The following is a 17,456-nucleotide window of genomic DNA, read 5'->3' as shown; positions in this document are numbered from 1 at the left end:
CAGGCACGTCGTGCCCTAACCCTCTTCGGGCAGCTCTCCGACCCGGTTCTCCCACTTCGTGGAGAGCACGATCGTCGTACGGGTCCGGGAGACACCCTTCGTCCCCGAGAGCCGTCGGATGGTCTTCTCCAGCCCGTCGACGTCACTCGCCCGCACCTTGAGCATGAACGAGTCGTCGCCCGCGATGAACCAGCAGTCCTCGATCTCGCCGAGGTCCCGCATCCGCCGGGCCACGTCCTCGTGGTCGGCGGCGTCGGAGAGCGAGATGCCGATCAGGGCGGTGACGCCGAGACCGAGCGAGGCGGAGTCGACGGTGGCGCGGTAACCGGTGATGACCCCGGCCGCCTCCAGCCGGTTGATGCGGTCGGTGACGCTGGGTCCCGACAGACCGACGAGGCGCCCCAGCTCCGCGTAGGAGGCCCGGCCGTTCTCTCTCAGGGCCTGGATGAGCTGCCTGTCCACCGCGTCCATGCGATCGCTAGCCTTCCGCTGAAGTGTGTGAGTCGTGAGTGGTGCGATGTTGCTCAGTGGTGCTCGGGTCGTGCGTGCTCGGGTCGTGCGTGCTTCGCTTCACAGGTGCTGGGCCGTGGCCGCTCAGGTCGCTCGGGAACCGCCGCCGAGTTCGCCCTCCCACCGGCGGTACAGCCCGTGTTCGACGCCCGCCGCGTCCAACACCCGCCCGGCGACGAAGTCCACCAGGTCCTGGATGTGGGTGGCCCCCGCGTAGAACGCCGGCGAGGCGGGCAGCACGGTGGCGCCCGCGTCGTCCAGGGAGACCAGATGACGCAGCGTCTGCCCGTTCAACGGGGTCTCGCGGACGGCGACGACGAGCTTGCGCCCCTCCTTGAGCGTCACACTCGCCGCGCGCTGCAGCAGATCCTTCGACAGCCCCAGGGCGACTCCGGCCACGCAGGCCGTCGAGGCCGGCACGATCAGCATGCCCTTGGAGGGGTACGAGCCCGAGGACGGCCCCGCCGCCAGGTCACCGGCGCTCCAGTGCCGTACGTCCTCGATGCGCACGTCGAAGGTGCCGGGCTTGCCGTCCGCGCCACGCGCCAGCCATTCCCGCAGGTCGTCCTGCCAGTGGGCGTCCCGGAAGGGAAGGCCGGTCTCGTCGAGCAGCGTGAGCCGGGAGGCGCGCGAGACCACCAGGTCGACGCTCTCCCCCGCCGCCAGGAGCGCCCGCAGCACGGAGGCGGCGTACGGCGTACCGGAGGCACCCGACACCCCCACGATCCAAGGCCGGCGCTGCGTCTGTCCTGGCTTCATGATGTCGAGGGTATCCGGCGGCTGTCGGGATTCAGACCGTGAGCCCGCGGACCAGCAGATCGAGCAGGGCACACACGAACAGGGCGATGCCGATGAATCCGTTGACTTGGAAGAACGCGCGGTTCAGACGGGACAGGTCGTGCGGCTTCACGATGGAGTGCTCGTAGAGGAACGCGCCCGCGACGATCAGCAGGCCCAGCCAGAAGAACGCGCCCGCGTCGGTGGCGACGGCGTACCAGGCGAACAGGGCGGTGGTGACGGCGTGGCAGCCGCGCGCCCCCCAGATCGCGGCGGGGATACCGAAGCGCGCCGGCACCGACATGACCCCGATCTCGCGGTCCGTGTCGACGTCCTGGCAGGCGTAGATCAGGTCGAAGCCGCCGATCCAGATCCCGACCGCGAGCCCCAGGATGACGGCGTCCCACGACCACTCGCCGGAGATCGCCAGCCAGCCGCCGATCGGGCCCATCGCCTGGGCCAGGCCCAGGATGGCCTGCGGGAAGTTCGTGAACCGTTTGCCGTACGGGTACACCACCATCGGGATCACCGCGATGGGGGCGAGGGCCAGGCACAGGGGGTTCAGGAGGGCCGCGGCACCCAGGAAGAAGACCAGCGCGACCAGCGCGCCCGTCCACGCGTGCTTCACGCTCATCGCGCCGGTGACGAGCTCGCGGTGGGCCGTGCGCGGGTTGCGGGCGTCGATCTCGCGGTCGATGATCCGGTTCGCCGCCATCGCGAACGTGCGCAGCCCGACCATCGCGATCGTGACGAGCAGCAGCCTGCCCCAGTGGATGTTCCTGTCCCACGCGAACATCGCGGTCAGCGCGGCGATGTAGGCGAAGGGCAGCGCGAAGACGGAGTGCTCGATCATGACGAGCCGGAGGAAGGCCTTGGTGCGCCCCGGCTGCTGCGGGAGCGCGGCGGATGCGCTGGTCACCGGCCGGCCGCCCGTCCGCTGTCGATCCGTCCGCTGTCGATGGACCTCACAGGCCGTACTCCTTCCAGCGGCGGTCGACCGTCGCCGCCGTCTCCGGGTCGGAGAGAACCATTTCCGGCCATCCCCCGTCCCGGGTGTAGCCCTCCTCGGGCCACTTCCTCGTCGCGTCGATGCCCGCCTTGCCGCCCCAGAACTGCTGGTAGGACGCGTGGTCGAGATGGTCGACGGGGCCTTCGACGACGGTGAGGTCGCGGGCGTAGTCGGTGTTGCCGAGGGCCCGCCACGCGACCTCGTGCAGATCGTGGACGTCGCAGTCCGAGTCCACGACCACGATGAGCTTCGTGAGGGACATCATGTGCGCCCCCCAGACGGCGTGCATCACCTTTTGGGCGTGCTTGGGATATTTCTTGTCGATCGCGATGATCGCGCAGTTGTGGAAGCCGCCGGCCTCGGGGAGGTGGTAGTCCACGATGTCCGGCACGATGATCTTCAGCAGGGGGAGGAAGAAGCGCTCGGTCGCCCGCCCGAGGGGGCCGTCCTCCGTCGGGGGCCGCCCCACGACGATCGACTGGAGCAGCGGCCGCTTGCGCATGGTGACGCAGTCGATGGTCAGCGCCGGGAAGGGCTCCTGGGGCGTGTAGAACCCGGTGTGGTCGCCGAAGGGTCCCTCCGGGAGCATCTCCCCCGGCTCCAGCCACCCTTCGAGCACGACCTCCGCGTTCGCGGGCACCTGCAGCGGGACGGTCTTGCAGTCCACCATCTCGATCCGCTTGCCCTGGATGAACCCGGCGAAGAGGTACTCGTCGATGTCACCGGGCAGCGGGGCGGTGGAGGCGTACGTCACGGCGGGCGGGCACCCGAAGGCGATCGCGACCGGCAGTCGCTCTCCCCTTCTCGCCGCCACCTGGTAGTGGTTGCGGCTGTCCTTGTGGATCTGCCAGTGCATCCCGATGGTGCGCTTGTCGTGGCGCTGGAGGCGGTAGAGCCCGAGGTTGCGGATTCCGCTCTCCGGGTCCTTGGTGTGGGTGAGCCCGAGGTTGAAGAAGGAGCCGCCGTCCTGGGGCCAGGTGAAGAGCGCGGGGAGGGCGTCCAGGTCGACGTCCTCACCGTGCAGCACGACTTCCTGCACGGGCGCGTTGTCGGACTTCACCTTCTTCGGCGGTACGTGGGTCATCGCGCCGAGCTTGCCGAAGGCCTCGCGTACGCCGACGAAGCCGTGGGGCAGCTCGGGCCTGAGGAGGCCGCCGATCTTCTCGCTGATCTCGCCGTACGACTTCAGGCCGAGGGCCTTCAGCAGCCGCCGGTCGGTGCCGAAGACATTCATGGCGAGCGGCATGGCGGACCCGCGCACGTTCTCGAAGAGCAGCGCCGGTCCACCCGCCTTCTGCACCCGGTCGACGATCTCCCCGACCTCCAGATACGGGTCCACCTCGGCCTTGATGCGCTTGAGGTCGCCCTCGCGCTCCAGCGCCCTCAGCAGGGATCGAAGATCGTCGTAAGCCATGCGTCCAAGTATCGCTGAGGCCCACCCGACACCGACGTGCGCCCCACCGCCGTGGGCGTGACCACCCCTCTCGCCCCCGCCGCCCCTACCCGTCCCATCCCAGGGGCTCCGCCCCTTCCACCCCGCTGGGGGCTGCGCCCCCAGACCCCCGCATCGGCCTGAACGGCCTCGTCCTCAAACGCCGGACGGGCTGAAGGGTGCGGACGTGGATGGGTAGGTGGGGTGGGTGGGGCATCGGCCTCCCACCTCGCCCTCAAACGCCGGACGGACTGAAGGGTGCGGACGTGGATGGGTGGGTGGGGCATCGGTCTCCCGCCTCGTCCTCAGACGCCGGACGGGCTGAAAGATGCGGGCCGGGGTGGGTGGGGTGCGTGCGGCCTCCGGCTTCGCCTGCGAACGCCGGGTGGGCCGAGGCTTTCAGGGGCGCGGGGAACTGCGCGATCAACCCCCACCGGCCCGCGGCCGAGGAACCGCCCCGAGGGGCAGCGCCCCTTCAGGGGCGCGGGGAACTGCGCGACCAGCCCCCGCCCACCCGCAGCCGACGAACCACCAGGCGCACGGGGAGTCGGGGCGAAGCCCCTCCAGGGCCGGGTGGAGCCCCTGGGGTGGTGGGGGCGGGGAAAGTGTCATCCCCCCGTTGAAGTCAGCCGCTACCCTGTGCGCGTCACCGGGGCCCCGAACCGCCCCGCCACCGTCCACTGGGGGACCGTTCCGCCATGCTCAGGTATCTGCCGTTCCTGCTGGTCCTGGCGCTGTGGATCTACTCGTTCATCGACTGCCTGAACACGCCGGAGGAAGAGGTCCGCGGCCTGCCCAAGGTGGTGTGGGTGATCGTCATCCTGCTCTTCGGAGAAGTCCTCGTCGGCCCGATCGCCTGGCTCGTCGCCGGCAAGGTCGGCCGGGGCCCGACCCGAGGCGTCACGCCCTCGGAGTGGCACCGCGAGCAGCGCCCGCAGTACGTCGCCCCCGACGACAACCCCGAGTTCCTGAACTCGCTCAACACGGAGCCCGCTCCCTCCAAGAACGTCAAGGACGAGGCACTCCTGAAGGACTGGGAGGCGGACCTGCGGCGCCGCGAGGAGGAGCTGCGTCGGCGCGAGGCCGGCGAGGAGTCCGAGAGCTGACGCCCGTACAAGGTGTACGCCGACGAGCCTCCCGGAACGGACAGTGCGCCTCTGGCCGGGGGTGACGGCGCCCCGGACACTTACGGTGCATGACGACCGCTCCCGCCGGCACCACCGCACCGATCACGCCCGAGTACGGCGACCGAGTCATCGCCGTCGAGACGGCGGGCTCGGAACCGATCCCCGACGCCGAACGCCACGGCAGCCCGCTCCAGTTGCTGTGGACCTGGGCCTCCCCGAACATCGAGTTCGCGACCGTGTACATCGGCGTGATCTCGGTCCTCTTCTTCGGGCTGAACTTCTGGCAGGCGGCCGCGGCACTGCTGCTGGGCACGGCGCTGGGCGCGCTGACGCAAGGCGTCCTGTCCCTCGACGGACCCCGGTTCGGCGTCCCGCAGATGGTGATCGGCCGCCTCTCCTTCGGCTACCGGGGCAATCTGCTGCCGGCCGGAGTGAACGCCCTGGTGGCGGGCGTGGGCTGGTTCGCCGTGAACAGCGTGAGCGCCGCGTTCGCGCTGAACACGCTGACAGGTCTGCGCCCCCTGCCCTCGCTGCTGCTCGTGGTGGCGGTCGAGATCGTGATCGGCTTCATCGGCCACAACTTCGTGCACGCCTTCGAGAAGTACGCGTTCCCGGCGCTGGCGGTGGTGTTCCTGGTGGCGGGCGTGTGGACGTTCGACCACGCGGACCTCGGCGCCTCGGGCGGGGGCGGCGGCATCGGCGGCTTCCTGCTGGCGTTCAGCACGGCGTGGGGGTACGCGGCGGGCTGGAACCCGTACGCCACGGACTACTCGCGCTACCTCCCCCGTACGGCGAACAGGTTCAGGACCGCTCTCTACCCGGCCGTCGGACTCTTCCTCTCCGTCGCGGTCGTCTCCCTCGTCGGCGCGGCGTCGGCGACGATCGCGGCCCCCGCCGGCGCGACCCCGACGGCCGCCTTCACCGGTCATCTCCCGTCCTGGCTCGGCGACCTGGTGCTGCTCTCCATCATCCTGGGCGGCATCTCGGCGAACGCGCTGAACGTCTACTCCTCCGCCATGTCCATCACCTCGCTCGGCCTGCGGCTGCCGGCCTGGCTGGGGCGCGGCGCGCTGGTGGTGATCTCGGGCGTGGCGGGGACGGCGGCGGCGTGGGCGTCGCTGTCCGACGCCGGGCATGCCTACGAGGCGTTCCTGCTGGTCATCGCGTACTGGATCGGACCATGGCTGGGAGTGGTGCTGGTGGAGCGGTGGCTGCGGACCCGTACGCCGGACGACGAGCCGGCCCGGCGCCTGGGCGACCGCGCGTTCACCAACTGGCCGGGGATCACCGCCCTGTTGGTCGGCGTGGCGGTCTCGGTCCCGCTCTTCTCCAACCAGGAGAAGTACGTCGGCTGGGTGCCGAAGCACTGGGCGTCCTTCGGCGACATCACCTGCCTGGTGGGGTTCGCGCTGAGCGCGGCGCTGTACGCGCTGCTGCGGCGGGCGCCCCGCACGGGCTGAGCGGTCAGCCGGTGGTGCTCAGCAGCGAGGCCTGTTCGGCGTACCCCACCTCGATGTGCCGTGCGCCGAACGCCTTCTTGAGGAGGGGCGCGGCGGTGGTGGGGTCGTCGACGCCCACGAACACGAACCCGGCCTCGTCCACGCCGACTTCGCGCAGGTCGAAGGTGCCGTTCCAGCGGTTCATGTCCGCGGCGATCCGGTCGGCGAGGGCCTCCAGGTCGGTCCGGTTGGCATCGGTGTCGTGCAGCCGCACCGTGACGCCCTTCTCGGCGGCGCCACAGAGGTCGGCGTCGAAGGAGGCGGACGGCATGCGGTACACGTCCGTGGCCCGGTCCTCCTCGTCGACCGACAGGCCCGTGTACACGGCGGCGTAGCGGGCGGACTCGCCCATCCTCTCGACGTGGGCCAGAGTCCGGTCCAGCGGGGTGAAGTCCTCGGCGCCGCGGTCGGAAAGGCTCCCGGCCGGCCGCGTGCCGACGCAGGTGGCGGTGACGGGCGCGGAATGCGCGGGCTCGGCCTGCGCGACGGCGCTCGATCCTTGGAGCAGCGCCCCCAGCAGCACGACGGCACCGGTCACGGTGGCACCGGTGGCCGTCCGACCCCTCACACGCTTCTTCATGCCCCTTCGACGCGGGAGGCGGCGAATCGGTTCAGTGCGCCCGGTCCTCACGCAGAACCAGGTCGAGGAGTCCGGGGAAGCGGGCCTCGAACTCCTCGCGTCGCAGGCGGTTGACGCGCTTGGGGCCTTCGTCGCGCTGCTCCACCAGGCCCGCCCCGCGCAGCACCGCGAAGTGGTGGCTGAGGGCCGCCTTGCCGACGGGCACGTCGAAGCTGCCGCAACTCCGCGCCCACTCCGCCGAGTCGGCCAACTCCCGCACGAGGGTGACGCGTACGGGGTCGGCGAGGGCGGCGAGGGCGGTCTGGACCGGAACGTCGTCGGGATGGACGTGTTCCGGGGCGGCCCGGTGACTCGCTCGTTCCGTCACGCCCGACTCCCCTCAGATCTCTCACACCTTGCCGAGTGTTCGATAGAAACCATACACTCCCGAGTGTTCGGTTTTCATTGAACAGTCGAGCGGACGAGTTCTCGTGAGAGGTGTGCCATGCGCGCGGTCGAGATCCAGGAGTACGGCGGTCCCGAGGTGCTGAGGGTCGTCGAGGCGGAGGTGCCCACGCCGGGTCCGGGGCAGGTGAGCATCGACGTGGCGTACACCGGTGTGAACTTCGCCGACCTCAAGGCACGGGCCGACGGCTACCGGGTGCCCGCCCTGCCCTTCGTCCCCGGTCTGGAGGCCTCGGGCCGCGTCCGGGCCCTCGGCGCAGGGGTCACCGGCCTCGCCGTGGGGCAGCAGGTGGCGGCCCTGACGCAGGGCGGCGCGTACGCGGACGTCGTCGTCGCCGACGCGGTGACCGTCTTCCCGCTGCCGCCCGGCGTGGACCTGCGCACCGGCGCGACCCTCCCCACCGTGCTGCCCACCGCGTACGCCCTGATCCACACCGTGGGCCGGCTCCAGCCCGGCGAGACGGTGCTCGTGCAGGGCGCGGCGGGCGGGGTGGGCACGGTACTGGGGCAGTTGGCGAGCGCGGCGGGGGCCGGGGCGGTCCTCGGGGTGGTGTCGAGCGAGGCGAAGGCCGAGTACGCGCGGGAGCACGGTTACGACGAGGTCTTCGTCACCTCCTCCACCACCCCCTCCTTCGCCAAGGAGGCGCGCGAGGCGACGGGCGGTCGCGGGGTCGACCTGGCACTCGACCCGGTCGGCGGCGAAACCCTCCGGGCCTCCCTCGACTCCCTCGCCCCCTTCGGCCGCCTGGTCTCCTTCGGCAACGCGAGCGGGGCGCAGCCCTGGCAGGTGGGCCAGCCCGACCTCTACCCCCTGGCCCTCTCGGTCTCCGGCTTCTCCATCCTCACCCTGGCCCAGACGTCCCCGACCGAACTGCGCGCCCTCACCGAACGCGCCTTCCGGACGGTGGTGGACGGGGTGGTGTCCCTGCCGGTGACGGCGGAGTTCGCCCTGCCGGACGCGGCGGAGGCACACCGGCTGATGGGAACACGGACGAGCACGGGAAAGCTGTTGCTGCGCGCCCACGGCACGGACGGGGACGCCGACCTCGCGTGACGACCACGCACCAGGCTTGTCAGTCCCCCCGACTAGTCTTCCGCGCCATGACCTCTCACCCCATGACCTCCCGCCCGGACGCCACCAGGGCGTCGTACGACACCGTCGCCGTCGACTACAGCGAGCTCCTCAAGGCCGAGTTGGAGCACAAGCCCTTCGACCGGGCCATGCTCGCCGCCTTCGCGGAGAAGGTGCGGGACGGCGGAGGCGGACAGGTCGCGGACCTCGGGTGCGGGCCGGGACGGGTGACGATCCACCTGGAGAGCCTCGGGCTGGACGCGTACGGGATCGATCTGTCGCCGCGGATGGTCGCCGTGGCCCGGCGCAGCCATCCGCACCTCCGCTTCGAGGTGGGCTCGATGACGGACCTCGACATCGAGGACGCGTCACTCGCCGGGGCCCTCGCCTGGTACTCCACCGTGCACACGCCGCTGGACGAACTCCCGCTGTTCTTCCGTGAGTTCCACCGGATCCTGGCACCGGGCGGTCATCTGCTGCTCGCCTTCAAGGTGGGCGACGAGCGCGTGCACCTCGATCACGCGTACGGCCATGACCTGGACCTCGACGTCTACCGCTTCCCGCCCGAGCGCGTCGCCGAGCTGCTGCGCGAGGCGGGGCTGGTGGAGGTCGCCCGCCTCGTCCGCGAGGCCGACGCCCGCGAGAAGACCCCGCAGGCGTTCGTCCTGGCCCGCAGGCCGGAACCCTCGGTGTGACGTCGACGTTTTCCTCCGAGGGACGGGATGAGGAGGGGAGCGGAGACGCATGAGAACACGGTTCAGGCTGACCCGGGACGGGGACGGGTTCGTCGCGCGGCTCACCCCGGCCCAGGCTGCGGCGATGCGCGAGGCGCTGAGCCATGTGCGTCACCGGGACGTCAGTGACCTGACCCTGAGGCTGCGGCTCGGTACCGGCCGGGAGACGGTCGACGCGCTCATCGAGCGCCTCTCCGGCGGCCTCACGGAGTCGCACGACATCCGCTTCGATACGGAGGAACTGCACGCGGTGCACAGCGCGCTGACCACCGCGCCGACCATGTTCGTCTCGCGCGAGGGCGCGTTCCTGCAGGAGCCCTTCCACATCCGGCTGGGCTTCTACCGGGAGAACTTCGACGCCCTGGCGTACGGCATCGCGGAGGCGGCGTCCGAGGTGTGACGTGCGCTCGAGGCCCCCGCCGATACTTTCGTCGGCCGTCCGTAGACCATCGGCGGACGGCGGCACGAAGGACCGCCTCCCAGACTGAAGTCCGCGAACGCGAAGGCGGACACGGGAGGCGCGATGCGGGGGATCACTCGGGCACGGTTCATGGGGATGGCCGCGGGAGCCGGGGGCGCGGTGGTGCTGCCGGTCGTGCGGGCCGGGGCGACGGGCCGTCGGCCGGGGCTGACGTACCGGGGTGTGGTGTACGAGGTGACGGACGGGGAGACGCCGAGCACCGGGTGGAGCCCCGGGCGCATGCGCCGCGACCTGCGCGCCATCGCGCACGACCTGCACGCCGACTCCGTCAAGGTCACCGGCGACGGCGTCGAACGGCTCACCGCCACCGCGGCCGAGGCGGCGGAGCTCGGTCTGAACGTCTGGCTGGAGCCGGCCCTGGGCGACGTACCGGAACGCGAGATCCTCGACCACCTCGCGGAGACGGGCCGGTTCGCCGAGCGGCTGCGGCGACGGGGCGCGGGAGTGCATCTCAGTGTCGGCTGCGAGTTCGTGCTGTACGTGCCCGGGATCGTGCCCGGCGCCAACGCCCAGGAGCGCGTCGAGCATCTCCTCAAGGGCGACTTCGATCCCGTACTGATGGCACGGCGCCTGCACCGGTTCACGGCGAAGGCGGCGTCCGTGGGCAGGTCCGTCTTCCACGGGCGGCTCACGTACGCCGCCGCGCAGGACGAGGACGTCGACTGGGGCCTCTTCGACCTCGTCGGTGTCGACTACTACGGCTGGTTCCGGGACCGGAACGCCTACGTCCGCGACCTCGCCGCGCTGCGGCGCTTCGGGAAGCCCGTCGCCGTCATGGAGTTCGGCTGCTGCACCTTCGAGGGCGCGCCGGAGAAGGGCGGCATGGGCTGGGACGTCGTCGACCACGGAAAGGAGCCGCCGGAGATCAAGGGCGGTCTCGTCCGCAGTGAGCGCACCCAGGCCGCCTATCTGACGGACGTGCTGTCGGTGTTCGAGTCGATGGGCCTGTACTCGGCGATGGCGTACACCTTCGTCACCCCCGACGCCCCGCACCGCCCCCGCGACCCCCGCCACGACCTCGACATGGCGAGCTACGGCATCGTGAAGACGATCGAGGACCGCCCCGGTGGATGGCACTGGGAGCCGAAGGAGTCGTTCCGCGCGCTGGCCCGGCAGTACGCGCGGGCCCGCCACTGCTGACGGTCAGGTCAGGCCACCGTCCGCAGGCCGCCTCCCGCCGTCGCCGGTACCCCCCGCACGATCCGCTGCGCGCACAGGGCCGCCAGCAGTTCGCCCAGGAGGTCCGGGTCGTCGATCTCCAGGCCCAGGAGGGATTCGATGCGTTCCAGGCGCTGGTAGAGGGACTGGCGGCCGATGTGGAGCAGGGCCGCCGTGCGGGTGGGTGAGCAGCCGTGGCGGAGGTGGATCTCCAGGGTCCGGACGAGGTCGCTGGGGTGGGCGGCCTCCCAGGCCAGCAGGGGACCCAGGGTGTGCTGGACCAGGCGGGCGAGGCGGTCGCGGTTGGCGTCCACGCCGCCTCGGGTCAGCTCGCGTTCCAGGGTGAGGGCGCGGGAGGAGGTGACGGCGGGGCCACCGGTCGGACCGGGTTCGGCGGACGGCACGGTGAGCGCCAGTTCCAGGGTCGTCCGGGCCGCCCGCAGTGTCTCGCTCCAGCGCAGCCAGCCGCCGCCCGCGAGGACCGCGTGTCCGACCGCCACGGTCATCCCGGCCTCGGCGACCGTCCGGAAGGCCTCCTGCACGGCCCGTACGACATCGCGCCGCGCCGTCACCGCCCGTACGGCGTCGTCCGGCATCGCCACCAGCGCCAGTACATCCCCCGGGAACGCCGCCCGCAGCACCGCGACCCCGCCCAGGGAGCGGGCCGCCCGGTCGACCACGCCCAGCTCGCGCGCCCCGTGCGCCGACACCCCGACCAGCCGCGCGCCCGGCCCCGGATGGAACCCGGCGAGCGCCGCGCGGGCCTCCACCTCGGGCTGGTTGAGGGCTTGGCCGTCGGCGAGGTCGGCGAGCAGGGCGGCGGTGTGGTCGCCGCCCCAGGGCCGCATGGACGCCGCCCGCCCGGACAGGCCGCGCGCCACGATCGCCCGGTTGGCGGCCTCGGTGATGCGGACGAAGGGCACCACCCGGTGCAGGGCGAGCAGGGGCAGCCCGAGCCGCCGCGCCTCGTCGACGACCTCCTCCGGCATCCGCACCAGCGACCGTCCGACCTCCACCGCGAGCCCCGCCGCTCCGCGCGCGGTCAGCTCGCGGACGTAGCGCCGCCGGGTGTCCTCGTCCGCGTCGGTCAGCCCGAAGCCGTTGGTGAGGAGCAGTTCGCCGCCGTCGAGGAAGTTCGCCCCCTCGTACACCTCGCTCGAATGCACCCAGCGGACCGGGCGGTCCAGGGCGCCTTCGCCGGCGAGGAGTTCGGGCTCGCTGCCACGGACGGGGTCGAGGGCCAGGATGTCGCGGAGGGTGAGTGCGGGCACGGGAACCTCCTTCAGACGCTGACAGTCCGTCCGGGTGCGGCTTGCCGGGAGAGTACTTTCCGCACGTTGCCCTCGTGTTTCGGCCACAGGAGAGTGGAGTCATGGAGCGTATGGATCAGGCACGGGCACGGATGTGGTTGTCGACCGCCGTCGCGGAGGCCCGCGCCGGGCTGGCGGAGGGCGGCATCCCCATCGGCGCCGCGCTGTACGGCGCGGACGGCACGCTTCTGGGCCGCGGCCACAACCGGCGGGTCCAGGACGGCGACCCGTCCATGCACGCGGAGACGTCGGCGTTCCGCGCTGCGGGACGACAGCGTTCGTACCGCGGTACGACCATGGTGACGACCCTGTCGCCGTGCTGGTACTGCTCCGGCCTGGTGCGCCAGTTCGGCATCTCGCGGGTCGTGGTGGGCGAGGCGGAGACCTTCCACGGCGGCCACGACTGGCTGGCCGAGCACGGCGTGGAGATCGTGCTCCTGGACGACCCCGAGTGCGCCGCGCTGATGCGCGACTTCATCAAGGACAACCCGGCTCTGTGGAACGAGGACATTGGTGAGTAGGCCCCTGGGCAGCCCCCGTACCCCCGGCACCCCGCGCATCCCGACCATCGACCTGCGGCCCTGGCTGGACGGCGACCCCGACGCCCGTACCGCCATCGCCCGCACCGTCGACGAAGCCCTCCAGAGCGCGGGTTTCCTCCTCGTCACCGGACACGGTGTGGACCCGGCCCTCCGCTCCCGCATCCGCGAGGCCGCCCGCGCCTTCTTCACCCTCCCGACGGAGGTCAAGCAGCCCTACGCCGTCCAGGTCGGCGGGCGCGGCTGGCTCGGCCCGGGGGCCGAGGCCAACGGCTACTCGGAGGGTACGCAGACGCCCCCCGACCTCAAGGAGTCGCTGACCTTCGCGACGCACGAGCCCTTCGAGGACCCTGCGACCAACGCGGAGTGGTACGCGCCGAACGTGTGGCCCGCCGAGGCCCCGGAGCTGCGGAAACTCTGCGAGGAGTACCTGGCGGGGATGGGCGGGCTGGAGAACCACCTGCTGGCCCTGCTGGGTGAGGCCCTCGGTCTGGAGCCGGACTTCTTCACCCGGCACATGGACCACCCGACGTACGGCTTCAACATCAACTGGTACCCGGGGACAGAGGTCGTCGGCGAGCCCGAGCCCGGCCAGTTCCGTATCGGCCCCCACACCGACTTCGGCACCGTCACCATTCTCGACCGTCAGGCGGGCAAGGGCGGGCTGCAGGTCTACACGGACGAGGGCGGCTGGGAGGACGCGCCCTTCGACCCGGCGGCGTTCACGATCAACATCGGTGACCTGATGGCCCGTTGGACGGGCGACCGGTGGCGCTCGGGCCGGCACCGGGTGCTGCCTCCGCCCGCCGACGCGCCGGCCGAGGAGCTGATGTCGCTGGTCTACTTCGGCGAGTGCACGCCGGGGACGGTGGTGGAGTCGGTCCCCGCGCCGGTGGGCCGCGTCGCGTATCCGCCCGTCGACTCCCATGTTTATCTGCGCGAAAAGCTGGATTCGATCACCGTGGGATAGCTGGATGAAAGGGCGCGGAAAAATTTCGTAACCAAACGGACATCCCATGCCCTAGTCCGAATCAACTCCCCCTTTTTACACTGGTGTTGATAGACCTCACAGCAGCACAGAGCGGGACCGGACCGCGCCAGGGGGAGATGCGGTGCACAGAGGGCTGCACGGACGCGGAGCGTTGTTCGACACCGATCCGCCCGGTCTTGCGTCACGGCTCGTCGGCCTGCGCCCGTACCAGCTCCGCTCGAACCCGTACGAACACCCGAAGGAACTGCCCTTCGTGGTGTTCGCGGGCGGGCGGGGGCTCGGCAAGAGCGCCGTACTGCGGGAGCTGCGCGACGCGTACCGCGGGCACACACCGGTCGCGCTGATCGACGGCGAGGAACGGCAGTTCGCCGGCCCACCCGCCGAGCGGCCCGCGGAGTCCTGGTCGCCGGTGGGACAGGCGCTCACCACCATCGCCGAGCAACTCGCGGAGCCGGTGACCGGCGCCGGGCGGATCGGCTTCCCACGCCTGACGTCCGGGCTGCTGGCCGTCGCGGCGAGCGGCTGGAGCGATCGCGACGTGCCCCGCATCCGGCAGGAGGCGGAGCGGATCCTGCTGCTGAACGAGACCGGCTCATGGCTCTCGGGGTTCGCGGGCCGCTGGGTGAGCAAGGTCGTCTCCAAGCTCATCGCCTCGCTCAGCGGTACGGGTCCCGTGATCGCGCCGATCATCGAAGCCACCCTGGAGGCGTTCGCCGAGGGGATCGGTCCCGCTCCCCGCCGGCTGCGCAGGGCCGCCACCTGGTACCGCGACTATCCGAACGCGGGCGGCAATCCCAAGCTCGGCCTGATCCTGCTCTCCTCGCACTTCCGGGCGGGCGGCGACTCCCGCACCCACGCCGAGCGCTATCTCGTACGGGCCCTGCTGGCCGACCTCGACGACGCGTACGCGGGGGTCATGCAGCGCTCGCACCGGCTGGGCCGCCCGGTCGTGCTGATCGACAACGTGCAGGAACGAGCGGGCCTCGGCCTGCTGGAACCGGTGCTGCGCGACCGCGCCGACGGCATCGCCGACCACGTCGTCTTCTTCGCCGCCCTGCGCGGATACACCCATGGAGCGCTGCGCAACGCGAGCCGCCGCACCCTCCCCGAGGTCGCCCGGCACACCGGCTGGGAGCCGGGCACCTCACCGTCCTCGCGGGCGCTGCTCGTCGCGCTGCCGCCGCTGACCCCCGACGACACCCTGCACCTCGTGGGCGGCGTCTCGCAGGGCCTCGCCGTCCCCCCTCAACTCCCGTACGCCACCCACCGGCTGTCCGGCGGCAGCCCGCTCGGCGTCACCCTCCTCGCGGACTCCGCCCGCCAGAACCTCCCCCAAGGAGCCAAGTCGCTCGGCGAGTTGCTCACCTCCGACGTCGCCGTCCACGAGGACAACGACGGCCGGCCCACCTATCAGGAGCTGCTCGACCGGCTCGTACCCGGTGGCCGGCTCGACGAGCTGACCGTGCTCGCCGCGGCCCACGACCGCGACTCGGCCTGCGTGCTCGCGGAGGTCCAGCTCTCCGACGACTTCGGCGCGTCGGGGGTCCTCGCGCTGGAGGAGCGGCTCGCCGAGGAGGGCTGGCCGAGCGCCGCCGGACAGTTCGTGGGCGATCCGTTCCTGCGCGCGCTGCTCCTGCTGCGGCTGCACCACGACGACCCCGACCACGCACGCTGGCAGTCCGTGCACCGCGCCCTCATCGACCACTACGGCGACGGGGACCAGCCGGACGGCGCGCGCTATCGACTGCACCACGAACTCGCGCTCGGCAAGGCCGACTTCGCGGTGGCGCACCTGCGCGACACCTTCCCGCGCACCGACACCGCGTCCTGGCTGTCCTCGCTCGTCTTCATCGCGTCCGCGCCCTACTACCACGCACACGACCCGGACGGCCGCGACTTCGGCGGCCACGGCGGCCACGACGACCGGGCGGCCGTCGCGCTCGGCCGCACCGACGCCGCCCAGCAGCCGCCGGACAGCGTGGACGCCGTACTGCACTTACGGGTACGACGGCTGCTGCACGCGGTCTGGCAGCTCACCGATCCGCTGGTGCTGCCCGACCCGAAGGTGTCCGACCGGCTCCGTTTCGAGCTGGAGCAGCTGTCGAACCTGCGGCCCGCGGGCAACCCGCTGCTGTGGCGGGCCTCGCGGGAGTGGCCGTCCGACGCGCTCGCCGGCCACCCGCTGCGCGTCCCTGGTGACGACGACGACAACGTGAACGGGGACCTGTGATGGCGCGCTTGTGGACCTGGCTGCGCGAGGACGTCTGGGAGATTCGTTTCCGCAGGTATGTCGCGCTGACCCTCGCGGCGGTGCTCGCGGGCCTCGGCGTCTGGGGCGGTATGACGGCCACCAAGGAGAATCGCTCCTGCGCGCCCGGCGTCGTCCAGCCCAAGGGCAGCGACGAGTGCGTGGGCGTCTCGTGGACGACGTACGCCTTCGGGCGTGCGCAGTTCGCCGACACCGTACGGGCCATTCATCGCGAGAACGCCCGACTGGCGCCCGGCAGTTACGTCACCGTCGCGCTCCTGGAACCCTTCACCGCCACCGACGCCGACAACCTGGGCGATGTGCTGCACGAGCTCCAGGGCGCCTATCTGGCCCAGTACCAGGCCAACCACGACACCACCGACCTGAAGCCGAAGATCCGCCTGGTGCTGGCCAACCCCGGCTCCACCGGCACGTACTGGCAGCACACGGTCGACCAGCTGGCGGGCATGACGGGAGGCTCCGACCGGCTGCGCGCGGTGACCGGGGTCGGCCTGAGCACCGACAACAACAAGAAGGCCGTCCAGGAGCTGACCAGCCGGGGCATCCCGGTGATAGGGAGTTCGATCACCGCCGACGACCTGGCCAACGGGCAGAACGGCAAGGACCCCTTCCCCGGGCTCGCGCGGGTCTCCCCCACCAACACCGACGAGGCCCGCGCCCTCGCCTCCTTCGCCAAGGTCTCCGCCGCCAACGCCTTCCTCGTCTACGACCGCACCGGCGACCCGTACACGCGCACGCTCCAGGCCTCCTTCGAGAAGATGCTCAAGGGATCGCGCTACGAGGCCCAGCCGTTCACGCCGCCCGCCGACCGCAGCAAGGAGGGCAGCACCTCCAACGTCTTCATGCAGATCACCAACATCCTCTGCAACACGCCGACCACCACGAACACCATCCTGTTCGCGGGGCGCCACACCCAGCTGCGGCAGTTCATCAACATGCTGGGCCAGCGCGGCTGCCACGACCGCCGGTTCACGGTGCTCACCGGCGACGAGGGCTCCTATCTCGCCGGGGACAAGGACCTCGACCCGGCCGCCCTCAAGGACCCGCTGCTGACCGTCCGCTACACGTCCCTGGCCCACCCGGACGCCTGGCTGAAGGACGCCGCGACGACGGGCGGCAGCGCGGCCGACGCGAAGGTGCTGCAGTCGCTTCTGGGGGGTGCCGGGAAGGAGCCGGTCGGGCCCCTCGGGCCGATCGCCCTGGACGACGGCCAGCTGATCATCGCGTACGACGCCATGCGGCTCGCCGTGCGCGGCATCCGCGGGGCGTCGCCGACGGGGAAGATCCCGGCCCTCGCGGACGTCGGGCTCCAGTGGCCGCAGGTCAAGGGCAAGGAGCTGCGGGTGAACGGGGCGAGCGGGTGGATCTGTCTGGACGCCCACGGCAATCCGTACGACAAGGCGGTGCCGATCGTGCAGCTGACGCCCGAGTCACGGGCCCGCTTTGTGAAGATCGCGTGGCCTGAGGGGAAGCCGCCCTCCGCGGAGTGTCTGCCGCCGGCTTGACGGGGGCGCCGCTGGAGTT

Annotated in this window: 17 protein-coding genes; 10 read left to right on the top strand and 7 right to left on the bottom strand. The window is 71.5% G+C overall.

What is annotated here, in order from left to right; translation table 11 throughout:
- Window positions 1-15: 15 nt before the first annotated feature.
- The 4 genes from FNV62_RS29575 to FNV62_RS29560 all read right to left on the bottom strand — a co-directional run bounded on the left by FNV62_RS29575 (window position 16) and on the right by FNV62_RS29560 (window position 3,710).
- Complete coding sequence (locus FNV62_RS29575) at window positions 16-471, bottom strand: Lrp/AsnC family transcriptional regulator (RefSeq protein WP_054232130.1); 456 nt, start codon at window positions 469-471, stop codon at window positions 16-18.
- A gap of 123 nt (window positions 472-594) precedes the next feature.
- The gene (locus FNV62_RS29570) at window positions 595-1,269 is read right to left on the bottom strand and encodes a UbiX family flavin prenyltransferase (RefSeq protein WP_054232129.1); all 675 of its coding nucleotides are present in this window, start codon (window positions 1,267-1,269) and stop codon (window positions 595-597) included.
- A gap of 31 nt (window positions 1,270-1,300) precedes the next feature.
- Window positions 1,301-2,206 (bottom strand): menaquinone biosynthesis prenyltransferase MqnP, encoded by a 906-nt coding sequence (mqnP, locus tag FNV62_RS29565; protein WP_054232128.1) that lies wholly within the window; start codon window positions 2,204-2,206, stop codon window positions 1,301-1,303.
- A 46-nt stretch (window positions 2,207-2,252) separates the two neighbouring features.
- Window positions 2,253-3,710, bottom strand: a complete 1,458-nt coding sequence (locus tag FNV62_RS29560; RefSeq protein ID WP_054232127.1) for a menaquinone biosynthesis decarboxylase — start codon at window positions 3,708-3,710, stop codon at window positions 2,253-2,255.
- Between the two features lie 716 nt (window positions 3,711-4,426).
- Between FNV62_RS29560 and FNV62_RS29555 the strand changes: the two genes are divergently transcribed.
- On the top strand, window positions 4,427-4,834 hold the full coding sequence (locus FNV62_RS29555) for a PLD nuclease N-terminal domain-containing protein (RefSeq protein WP_143627684.1): 408 nt from the start codon (window positions 4,427-4,429) through the stop codon (window positions 4,832-4,834).
- An 89-nt stretch (window positions 4,835-4,923) separates the two neighbouring features.
- Window positions 4,924-6,315 (top strand): purine-cytosine permease family protein, encoded by a 1,392-nt coding sequence (locus FNV62_RS29550; RefSeq protein WP_060896632.1) that lies wholly within the window; start codon window positions 4,924-4,926, stop codon window positions 6,313-6,315.
- 4 nt (window positions 6,316-6,319) lie between these two features.
- Here FNV62_RS29550 and FNV62_RS29545 read toward each other — a convergent pair whose 3' ends face one another.
- Together FNV62_RS29545 and FNV62_RS29540 are read right to left on the bottom strand one after the other, a co-directional pair.
- Window positions 6,320-6,922: a hypothetical protein gene (locus FNV62_RS29545; protein ID WP_225900416.1), complete on the bottom strand. Its 603-nt coding sequence runs from the start codon at window positions 6,920-6,922 to the stop codon at window positions 6,320-6,322.
- A 43-nt stretch (window positions 6,923-6,965) separates the two neighbouring features.
- Window positions 6,966-7,301 carry an ArsR/SmtB family transcription factor gene (locus tag FNV62_RS29540; protein ID WP_143627680.1) on the bottom strand — a complete coding sequence of 112 codons (336 nt, stop codon included), beginning with the start codon at window positions 7,299-7,301 and terminating at the stop codon, window positions 6,966-6,968.
- Window positions 7,302-7,418: 117 nt separating this feature from the next.
- On the opposite strand from FNV62_RS29540, the gene FNV62_RS29535 reads away from it, so the two are divergent.
- The 4 genes from FNV62_RS29535 (at window position 7,419) to FNV62_RS29520 (ending at window position 10,805) form a co-directional block, all read left to right on the top strand.
- On the top strand, window positions 7,419-8,432 hold the full coding sequence (locus tag FNV62_RS29535) for a quinone oxidoreductase family protein (RefSeq protein WP_143627678.1): 1,014 nt from the start codon (window positions 7,419-7,421) through the stop codon (window positions 8,430-8,432).
- Window positions 8,433-8,479: 47 nt separating this feature from the next.
- The gene (locus FNV62_RS29530; RefSeq protein WP_054232121.1) at window positions 8,480-9,145 is read left to right on the top strand and encodes a class I SAM-dependent DNA methyltransferase; all 666 of its coding nucleotides are present in this window, start codon (window positions 8,480-8,482) and stop codon (window positions 9,143-9,145) included.
- Between the two features lie 49 nt (window positions 9,146-9,194).
- The gene (locus tag FNV62_RS29525; RefSeq protein ID WP_097285771.1) at window positions 9,195-9,584 is read left to right on the top strand and encodes a hypothetical protein; all 390 of its coding nucleotides are present in this window, start codon (window positions 9,195-9,197) and stop codon (window positions 9,582-9,584) included.
- Between the two features lie 123 nt (window positions 9,585-9,707).
- Window positions 9,708-10,805 (top strand): abortive phage infection protein, encoded by a 1,098-nt coding sequence (locus FNV62_RS29520; protein ID WP_225900415.1) that lies wholly within the window; start codon window positions 9,708-9,710, stop codon window positions 10,803-10,805.
- An 8-nt stretch (window positions 10,806-10,813) separates the two neighbouring features.
- On the opposite strand, the gene FNV62_RS29515 is transcribed toward FNV62_RS29520, so the two are convergent.
- Window positions 10,814-12,094: a PucR family transcriptional regulator gene (locus tag FNV62_RS29515; protein WP_143627676.1), complete on the bottom strand. Its 1,281-nt coding sequence runs from the start codon at window positions 12,092-12,094 to the stop codon at window positions 10,814-10,816.
- 101 nt (window positions 12,095-12,195) lie between these two features.
- Between FNV62_RS29515 and FNV62_RS29510 the strand changes: the two genes are divergently transcribed.
- The 4 genes from FNV62_RS29510 to FNV62_RS29495 all read left to right on the top strand — a co-directional run bounded on the left by FNV62_RS29510 (window position 12,196) and on the right by FNV62_RS29495 (window position 17,437).
- On the top strand, window positions 12,196-12,654 hold the full coding sequence (locus tag FNV62_RS29510) for a nucleoside deaminase (RefSeq protein WP_054232117.1): 459 nt from the start codon (window positions 12,196-12,198) through the stop codon (window positions 12,652-12,654).
- Window positions 12,647-13,642 carry an isopenicillin N synthase family dioxygenase gene (locus FNV62_RS29505; RefSeq protein WP_225900414.1) on the top strand — a complete coding sequence of 332 codons (996 nt, stop codon included), beginning with the start codon at window positions 12,647-12,649 and terminating at the stop codon, window positions 13,640-13,642. The genes FNV62_RS29510 and FNV62_RS29505 overlap by 8 nt, the downstream gene beginning before the upstream one ends.
- Window positions 13,643-13,784: 142 nt before the next feature.
- Window positions 13,785-15,893, top strand: a complete 2,109-nt coding sequence (locus FNV62_RS29500) for a hypothetical protein (RefSeq protein ID WP_143627674.1) — start codon at window positions 13,785-13,787, stop codon at window positions 15,891-15,893.
- Entirely contained in the window at window positions 15,893-17,437 is a 1,545-nt protein-coding gene (locus tag FNV62_RS29495; RefSeq protein WP_097285765.1) for an ABC transporter substrate-binding protein, read from the top strand. The genes FNV62_RS29500 and FNV62_RS29495 overlap by 1 nt, the downstream gene beginning before the upstream one ends.
- Window positions 17,438-17,456: the final 19 nt, after the last annotated feature.

Source organism: Streptomyces sp. RLB3-17 (assembly GCF_007113425.2).
Taxonomy (GTDB): domain Bacteria; phylum Actinomycetota; class Actinomycetes; order Streptomycetales; family Streptomycetaceae; genus Streptomyces; species Streptomyces mirabilis_D.
This window is presented reverse-complemented; position numbering and strand designations above follow the sequence as displayed.

Coding starts and splice junctions, on each gene's coding strand:
- FNV62_RS29570 (WP_054232129.1), bottom strand. CDS start 1,269: ATGAAGCCAGGACAGACGCAGCGCCGGCCTTGGATCGTGGGGGTGTCG.
- FNV62_RS29555 (WP_143627684.1), top strand. CDS start 4,427: ATGCTCAGGTATCTGCCGTTCCTGCTGGTCCTGGCGCTGTGGATCTAC.
- FNV62_RS29535 (WP_143627678.1), top strand. CDS start 7,419: ATGCGCGCGGTCGAGATCCAGGAGTACGGCGGTCCCGAGGTGCTGAGG.
- FNV62_RS29575 (WP_054232130.1), bottom strand. CDS start 471: ATGGACGCGGTGGACAGGCAGCTCATCCAGGCCCTGAGAGAGAACGGC.
- FNV62_RS29525 (WP_097285771.1), top strand. CDS start 9,195: ATGAGAACACGGTTCAGGCTGACCCGGGACGGGGACGGGTTCGTCGCG.
- FNV62_RS29560 (WP_054232127.1), bottom strand. CDS start 3,710: ATGGCTTACGACGATCTTCGATCCCTGCTGAGGGCGCTGGAGCGCGAG.
- FNV62_RS29520 (WP_225900415.1), top strand. CDS start 9,708: ATGCGGGGGATCACTCGGGCACGGTTCATGGGGATGGCCGCGGGAGCC.
- FNV62_RS29550 (WP_060896632.1), top strand. CDS start 4,924: ATGACGACCGCTCCCGCCGGCACCACCGCACCGATCACGCCCGAGTAC.
- FNV62_RS29510 (WP_054232117.1), top strand. CDS start 12,196: ATGGAGCGTATGGATCAGGCACGGGCACGGATGTGGTTGTCGACCGCC.
- FNV62_RS29495 (WP_097285765.1), top strand. CDS start 15,893: ATGGCGCGCTTGTGGACCTGGCTGCGCGAGGACGTCTGGGAGATTCGT.
- FNV62_RS29530 (WP_054232121.1), top strand. CDS start 8,480: ATGACCTCTCACCCCATGACCTCCCGCCCGGACGCCACCAGGGCGTCG.